Consider the following 8,387-nt stretch of genomic DNA (forward strand, 5'->3'; position numbering starts at 1 on the left):
CGATCGTTGCGTACCAGGGTCACGGGTGACCGGCCCCCCAGACGGTCATGGCCCTGCTTATGCGGTAGCGCTTCTCCACGGGTGACGGGCACGTGCGTTCCCCACGCACCAGCTCGCCGTAGCTGGCCAGGCTGCGCAACCAGTCCTCCGGGTGGTGAAGCTCGGCGGCCGTCCTGTGCAGCAGCTCCTCCTCGCAATAACCCAGGATGTTGGCGATGGCCGGATTCGCCCACAACAGCCGGCCCTGCAGATCCAGCTTGCCGATCCCGACCGGGGCATGAGCCAGCATGGCATCCATGGCGAGGGGAGGCAGGGTGGGTGGATTCAGGGTCTGGGGCAGGCAGAGAGCCAACTCGCGACCGGCCAGAGGGGCCAACAGGCGTAGCACACTCATCACCCTGTCCATGCACTCTTGCCCCTGATGGAACCAGAGACTACAGAGGCCTATGGTTTCGCCATGGGCATTCTTGAGCGCGATCCCGGCATAGCCGCGTACCGCATCATGGGTCATGAAGATGGTGGCGAGGGGAAACAACTGGGGCAAACGATCGCTGAACCAGGCTTCGCCTTGCTGCAGCACTATCTCTCCTGGCGTGGCGGCGATGGGGAACACTCCCCCCCTCATGCCCAGGGTGGCCGGATAGGCGGCATGGATCTCGAACGCCAGCCCGCTGCTATCTCGCCCCGCGACCAACACAACGTCTGCCTGCGTCGCCGCCGCGAGCTCGGTCACGAAGCTGTCAAAATACCCCAGCCCACTGGTGTGGGACAGGTTTGACATAATCCGGTAGACAGATGTGAGTGCTCGCCTCATGGCAAGATGCATTCTCTCCTTTAGGTGTGAAGGCCGACTCTACTCAAGAGCGCAGGTCAGTGCAATTCGGGTCATCGCAAGGCATTCAAATTACGTTAAAAAAGGGACCAAAGGTCCCTTTTTATTGTGAAAATCACGCTGCGATCCCGCTATGGCGCAAAAGTGCATCCACTTGAGGCTCTCGCCCCCGGAAGGCGCGGAACAACTCCATGGGCTCCTTGGATCCGCCCTTCTCCAGAATATGGGTCAGGAAAGCCTGGCCTGTCTGGGGGTTGAAGATCCCCTCCTCCTCAAAGCGGGAGAAGGCATCAGCCGACAGCACTTCGGCCCACTTGTAGCTGTAATAGCCAGCCCCATAACCACCGGCGAAGATGTGGGTGAAGCTGTGCTGGAAGCGGTTGAAGGCCGGTGGCGTCAACACGGCGACCTGGCTGCGCACCTCGGCCAGCAGCGCCGGGATCTGCTCCGGGTTGGCCGGATCAAACTCCTGGTGCAGGCGGAAGTCGAACAGGGCAAATTCCAGCTGACGCAGCATCTGCATCGCCGCCTGGAAATTGCGAGCGGTCAACATCTTCTCCAGCAAGTCCGCAGGCAGCGGCTCCCCGGTTTCATGGTGGCTGGAGATGAAGGCCAGTGCCTCCGACTCCCAGCACCAGTTCTCGAGGAACTGGCTAGGCAGCTCGACCGCATCCCAGGCCACGCCGTTGATGCCAGCTACCCCTGCCACGTCGATCTGGGTCAGCATATGGTGTATGCCGTGGCCAAATTCATGGAACAGGGTGACCACTTCGTTGTGGGTGAACAGGGCCGGTTGACCATCGACCGGACCGTTGAAGTTGCAGGTGAGATAGGCCACCGGGTTTTGCAAGGAGCCATCCTGGCGATAGCGACGGCCCAGACAGACATCCATCCAGGCTCCACCCTGCTTGTGCTCACGGGCATAGAGATCCAGATAGAAGCTGCCACGCAGTTCATCTTCACTGTCGAAGATATCGAAGAAGCGCACATCCGGATGCCAGGTCTCGATGCCGTACCGTTCGCGCACCTTCATGCCAAAGACCCGGCGTACCACCTCGAACAGGCCATTGACGACCTTGCCCGCCGGGAAATAGGGACGCAGTTGCTCGTCCGAAATGGCGAACTTGTGCTGCTTGAGCTTCTCGGCGTAATAGGCGAGATCCCAGGCAGACAGGTCACTCTGGCCATGATGTTCGGCGGCGAAGGCACGGATTTCGTCGAGTTCGACTCGCCCCTGGGGCAGGGATTTCTCGGCCAGGTCGGTGAGGAAGCCCACCACCTGTTCCGGCTTGTCCGCCATCTTGGTGGCCAGGGACAACTCGGCGTAATTGGCAAAGCCGAGCAACTGAGCCAGTTCGCGGCGCAAGGTGAGCAGCTCGGTCATGATGGCGGAGTTGTCCCACTTGCCCGCATTGGGGCCCTGATCCGAGGCGCGAGTACAATAAGCTGCATACAACTCTTCGCGCAGCGCCCGGCTGTCGGCATACATCATCACCGGCAGGTAGGAGGGAATATCCAGAGTAAAGAGCCAGCCCTGCAGCTCCCGCGCCGTTGCCTGCTGTTTGGCGGCAGCCAGTACGCTCGCGGGCAAACCGGCCAGCTCGGCCTCGTCCGTTACCAGCTTGCTCCAGCCCTGGGTGGCATCCAGAACATTGTTGCTAAAGCGCGAAGCCAGCTCGGACAGCCGGGCCTGGATCTCGCCGTAGCGCAGCTTCTGCTCTGCGGGCAGGCCTATGCCGGACAGACGAAAGTCGCGCAGCGTGTTCTCTATCTCCTTGCGCTGGGCGGCGCCAAGGCGAGGGAAATCATCGCTCTTGGCCAGCTCGTGGTAAGCCTGGTAGAGTCCTTCATGCTGACCGACATAGGTCTGGAATTCGGATAACAGTGGCAGGCAGGCATCGTGGGCACTGCGCAGCGCCTCGCTGTTCATGACGGAGTTCAGATGGCTGACCGGTGACCAGATGCGGGCCAGGCGATCGTTGACCTCTTCAAGCGGCGCGATCAGGCTGTCCCAGGTGTGGGATTCACTCTGGGCCAGGACATCCTGGATCTTCTGTTTGCTATCGGCGATGGCCTGCACCACGGCAGGCTGGATATGCTCAGGCTGAATGCGGCTGAAAAGCGGCAAGGAGTCCATTGTCAGCAAAGGGTTATTCATCCTGTCGTACCTCATCTCTAAGCCCCTGCTGTCCAGAAGCCTTATTATTTTGCTTGGACCACCTAAGATGTAGGCTCCGACGGTAATAATCAAGCCTTAGCCTGCAAACCCTCGGCTCGCGCACAGCTTGTAGCAAACCCCCACGACAGCCGGATACTAAGCGGTTAGACTGAGACCCTACCTATCCAGACCGCAAGGACGCCATGTCAGGACTCTTCCCCCAGACCGCAAAAGCCTTTGGCTTTAACGGACTCTCCTATCGGCTGCTCTCCTATATCCTCATCTGCAGCACAGCCCTGGCTCTCATCATCACGGCCCTGCAGCTCGTCTGGGACTACCGCAAGGATGTGGCGCTCATCGAGGGCAGCATTGACCAGATTCAAGCCTCCTTTCTGCAGCCTATCTCCGCCAGTCTGTGGAACCTGGATGAAGAGCAGGTCAAGGTACAGATAGAGGGCATCATGAACCTGCCGAACATGCAGTTCGTCATGGTCAAGGAGATGCTGGGCACCTCGGAAGTGCCGCTGCTGACCCAAGGGGTAGAGCGGGACGGCTACGACATCTCCCGCGAGTTCAAGCTGACCTATCAGGGCGAGATGGTCGGAAAATTGTTCGTCGCCGCCTCACTGGATCAGGTTTATCAACGACTGATCGAGAAGTCCGTGCTGATACTGGTCAGCCAGACCATCAAGACGCTGGTGGTCTCGTTTTGCATACTGATCATCATCTACTATCTGGTGATCAGACACCTGCACCGTATCGCCCAGTACACGGAGCAGTTCAATCTGGATCGCCTCGCGATCTCGCTCACCCTGGAGGGGCGCCCCCTGCCCCGCAAGAAGCCCGATGAGCTCGATACCCTGGTCGCAACCCTCAACGAGATGCGCAGCCGCTTGCAGGACGAACTCATGGCCCGCCATCAGTCCGCCGAGCAGTTGCAGCAAGAGCGCGACTTCTCCGCCACCCTGATCAACTCGGCCAACATGGTCATCTGCTGCCTGGACCCCGATCTCACCATCGCCAGCGTCAACCCTGCGGCCATACTGCTCACCGGCTACCACCAGCAGGAGATCCAGGGTCACAACTGGCTGGAACTCTTCGTGGATGAGGCTCAGCGTGACCCAATCCGGACTCGGATTGCGGCCCAGGAGAAGATTGAGGATGAGGAGTTGCCGATGCGCGCCCAGGACGGCGACGAGCTCACCTTGCAATGGACCTTCGCCCCTTTCTACGAGGGAGAATCGCTCAAGTACTTGATTGGCTTTGGGTATGACATCACCCGCCTCAAGCGGATTGAGCGGGAAATCACCGAATTCAGCGAACAGCTCGAAGGCAAGGTGCAGGAGCGCACCCGCAGCCTGAGCGACGCCAACGAGCAGCTGGGCCAGGCCTATGACGAACTCAAGCGTGCCCAGCAAACCCTGGTCGAGTCGGAAAAAATGGCTTCACTGGGCTCACTGGTGGCCGGTGTTGCCCATGAGATCAACACCCCGATCGGCATCAGCGTGACCGCCTCTTCCTATCTGCAGGAGCAGGTGGCAGGCTTCAAGCAGCACCTTGATGCCAAGCAGCTGTCGCGCAGCTATCTCAATGAATTCACCCTCAATCTGGATGAGTCCATGCAGCTGTTGCAGAGCAACCTGCGCCGCGCCTCTGAGCTGATCGCCAGCTTCAAGCAGGTGGCGGTCGATCAATCTTCGGAGGCGCGTTACAGCTTCAATGTCTCAGACAACCTGCATCAGGTGGTGGTCTCCCTCGGCCACAAGCTCAAGAAGGCCCAGTGCGAGCTGGATATTCAGTGCGATCCCAAGCTCAGCCTCTACTCCTTCCCGGGCAGCTTCACCCAGATCTACTCCAACCTGATCCTCAACTCCATCCATCACGGTTTCGACGACTGGGACAGGCCGAAGAAGGTCACCATCAGGGTAGAGCGCCAGGATGACATGCTGGTTATCGACTACTCGGACAACGGCCGCGGCATCCCGGCCGCCATACTGCCACGCATCTTCGATCCCTTCGTCACCTCCAAACGGGGTCAAGGAGGCAGCGGGCTTGGTTGTCACATTATTTACAACCTGGTGGTGCAACTGTTGCGCGGCCGCATTCACTGCAGCAGCGAACCAGGCCATGGTGCCCAATTCCATATCAGCGTGCCCATGCAGGTCAGCTGAGTCCGGTCTTGGCCCGACGGATGCGGGCGATCGATGGCCCCCATCGACAGATAACTGGACATCGACTCTTGTGAGCCGGTGCTTTTGTCCCCATCATCGGGTATTGCACCCTAAACGAGTGGAGAGCCACGACCATGGCACAGCATTTTGACTATATCGCCATCGGCGGCGGCAGTGGCGGTATCGCCTCGGCCAACCGCGCCGCCATGCATGGCAAGAAAGTAGCCCTGATCGAAGCAAAAGAGCTGGGGGGCACCTGTGTCAACGTCGGCTGTGTGCCCAAGAAGGCCATGTGGTATGCCGGCCAGATTGCCGATGCGCTCAAATACGGCGCCGACTACGGCTTCGATACCACGCTCAACCACTTCAGCTGGGCCAAGTTGGTCGAGTCCCGCCAGGCGTATATCAGCCGCATTCACGACTCTTACGAGAAGGTACTGGGCAAGAACAAGATCACTGTCATCAAGGGCTTCGCCCGCTTTATCGATGCCAAGACGATCGAGGTCAATGGCGAGCGCTACAGCGCCGACCACATCCTGATTGCCACCGGCGGTCATCCGGAAGTCCCCGGCATCCCGGGTGCCGAACACGGCATAGATTCGGATGGTTTCTTCGCCCTTGCGAGCCAGCCCAAGCGGGTAGCCGTGGTCGGTGCAGGCTATATCGCAGTCGAGATTGCCGGGGTGATGCAGGCGCTGGGCTCAGAGACCCATCTGGTAGTACGCAAGCACGGACCGCTGCGCAGCTTCGATCCCATGGTTCAGGAAACCCTGGTCGAGATCATGGCTGCCGAGGGCCCCAAGCTGCACACCCATGCCGTGCCCAAAGCCATCATCAAGAATGCCGATGACAGCCTGACCCTGCAACTGGAAGATGGTCGCCATCTGACCGTCGACTGTCTGATCTGGGCCATAGGCCGCGCCCCTGCCACCGACCAGCTCAATCTGGCCGCCACCGGCGTTGCGCCCGATGCCAAAGGCTATATCCAGACCGACAAGTTCCAGAATACCCAAGTGGCCGGCATCTATGCGGTGGGTGACAACACTGGCCGCATCCAGCTCACCCCGGTAGCCGTCGCGGCCGGTCGTCGCCTCTCGGAGCGGCTGTTCAACAACAAGCCCAACGAGCACCTCAACTACGATCTGGTGCCAACCGTGGTGTTCAGCCATCCGCCCATCGGCACCATAGGGCTGACCGAACCGGAGGCCATCGCCGAGTATGGCGAGAGCCAGGTCAAGGTCTACCGCAGCCAGTTCACCGCCATGTATTCCGCCCTGACCCAGCATCGCCAGCCCACCCGGATGAAGCTGGTCTGCGTCGGCCCCGAGGAGAAGGTGGTCGGCCTGCACGGCATAGGTTTTGCCATGGACGAGATCCTGCAAGGCTTCGGCGTCGCCATGAAAATGGGGGCCACCAAGGCGGACTTCGACAACTGCGTCGCCATCCACCCGACCAGCGCGGAAGAGTTCGTCACCATGCGTTAATCACACATGAAGCCGGTCTGTGATCAGACCGGCTTCAATCACTGCGTTGCAATGCTCACTCCACCAACGCCTCCCCTCCGCCAAATCTAGCCAGCTCCGCAAGACATGCACAACACACCTCCAGCCCCTCCTCCGGCAGATTGGTAATGCCAAGCAGCAGGCCGCGCCGGGCGTGCGTCTGATCGGCATACCAGACGGAGAGCGGCGCCGGAGCCAGCCCGAGTGCCAGTGCCTGAGCCGCGATGGCCAGATCATCGCAACCCTGTGGTAGAGGCAGCAACAGCGCTAGCCCCGCCATGGTGACCGCATCGGCAGGCAGCGCCAGTTGCAACGCCGAAGCCCGTGCGCGGTAGAGTCGCTTCATCTTGCGTAGATGGCGCAGGTAGTGGCCCTTGCGCATGAACTCGGCGAGCGCCAGCTGACTCGCGACGGCGGTGGCGGGGGCAAGGGCGGCGGCCACATCTCCCAACCGATTGACCAGCGCAGGCGGCACCACCATAAAGCCGAGACGCAGGCCAGGGCTGAGGGTCTTGCTGAAGGTGCCGACATAGATGACCCGGCCGTTGCGATCCTGCGAAGCCAACGCCGGTGCCGCCCGTCCAGCCAGCTGCAACTCGCTCAGGTAGTCGTCCTCGATGATCCAGGATCCGCTGCTGGCGGCCCAAGCCAGTAATTGCTGACGGCGAGCAAGGGAGAGGGTCATCCCCAGCGGCGCTTGCTGACCGGCGGTGACGATGGCCAGCGCCGCCCCGCCCGCGCGAGCGATGCCAGTCTCAACATCGAGCCCCTGCCCATCGACCGGGATCGGCACTGGCGTCACTCCCGTCATGGCCAGGGCCATCCGAGGCAAGGGATAACCCGGCTCCTCCACCCAAACCGCCTTGCCTCTCAGATCGAGCCCGTGAATAAGCAGCCCCAGCGCGCCGCTGTAACCCGAAGTGATGATGATCTGGGCCGGTGAGCAACTCAGCCCACGCGCCACGGAGAGATAGGCGGCGATCTCGGTGCGCAGGCCCGGCTCGCCACGGGGATCGGGATAGCAGACCGTCCCCGCAGCGGCCTGACTGGCAGCATGGGCGGCCACCCGCGACCACAGCTTGGCGGGGAAACCGTCCTGCGCCGGGACGCCTATCTGGAACATCAGGGGCTTGGCGCCGAAGGGGAGCGAATAGATCTCGGGCAGGGGGCCACGCTGCTCCACCAGATCGGACGGCGGGCTCATGGGCTGACACTGCGCGACGAAGGTGCCCGCAGCCCCCTGTGAGACGATCAGCTGCTCGTCGATTAATCGTTCATAGGCGGCGCGCACCGTGCCGCGCGCGACCCCAAGCTGGACGCTCAGATCGCGCCACGAGGGCAGCCTCGCCCCCGCGTAGAGCTGCCCCTGACGGATCGAGTGGCCGATGGCCGTCGCTATCTGATCGACTAGCGAATTTCCGGTCTCGCGCCTCAGCTCAATGTGCAGATTGGTCATGGTCACCGGCCTAGGTGGGGAAGAGGGTGGGTGAGGCAATGGTACAATTAAAATCGACATTCATGGTCCTTATTATAGGACTGTCCATCACGTAAGATGCCCGGCAGATAATCTCGAAGCCATATGCCTCACTCAATATTCAATAAGGAATCTCCCTTGCGTCTGTCATCCCTCTCCCCCCTGCTAAAGCCCTTTGCCGCCCTGCTGCTCCTGCTGGGCACCGCACAGTTCGCCCACGCGGACGATAGCTACGACGCCGAAGGCGATC

Annotated in this window: 5 protein-coding genes; 2 read left to right on the plus strand and 3 right to left on the minus strand. The window is 60.9% G+C overall.

What is annotated here, in order from left to right; all coding sequences use genetic code 11:
• Nucleotides 1–19: 19 nt before the first annotated feature.
• Both G113_RS17025 and prlC read right to left on the minus strand, forming a co-directional pair.
• On the minus strand, nt 20–781 hold the full coding sequence (locus G113_RS17025) for a PAS domain-containing protein (RefSeq protein ID WP_005907721.1): 762 nt from the start codon (nt 779–781) through the stop codon (nt 20–22).
• Nucleotides 782–947: 166 nt separating this feature from the next.
• Nucleotides 948–2,990, minus strand: a complete 2,043-nt coding sequence (prlC, locus tag G113_RS17030; protein ID WP_005907723.1) for an oligopeptidase A — start codon at nt 2,988–2,990, stop codon at nt 948–950.
• Nucleotides 2,991–3,193: 203 nt separating this feature from the next.
• Between prlC and G113_RS17035 the strand changes: the two genes are divergently transcribed.
• Both G113_RS17035 and gorA read left to right on the plus strand, forming a co-directional pair.
• Complete coding sequence (locus G113_RS17035; RefSeq protein WP_005907725.1) at nt 3,194–5,161, plus strand: sensor histidine kinase; 1,968 nt, start codon at nt 3,194–3,196, stop codon at nt 5,159–5,161.
• A gap of 134 nt (nt 5,162–5,295) precedes the next feature.
• On the plus strand, nt 5,296–6,645 hold the full coding sequence (gene gorA / locus G113_RS17040) for a glutathione-disulfide reductase (RefSeq protein WP_005907726.1): 1,350 nt from the start codon (nt 5,296–5,298) through the stop codon (nt 6,643–6,645).
• 55 nt (nt 6,646–6,700) lie between these two features.
• On the opposite strand, the gene pdxR is transcribed toward gorA, so the two are convergent.
• Nucleotides 6,701–8,119, minus strand: a complete 1,419-nt coding sequence (gene pdxR / locus G113_RS17045) for a MocR-like pyridoxine biosynthesis transcription factor PdxR (protein WP_005907727.1) — start codon at nt 8,117–8,119, stop codon at nt 6,701–6,703.
• Nucleotides 8,120–8,387: the final 268 nt, after the last annotated feature.

This window comes from Aeromonas molluscorum 848 (genome assembly GCF_000388115.1).
GTDB classification, from domain to species: Bacteria; Pseudomonadota; Gammaproteobacteria; order Enterobacterales; family Aeromonadaceae; genus Aeromonas; species Aeromonas molluscorum.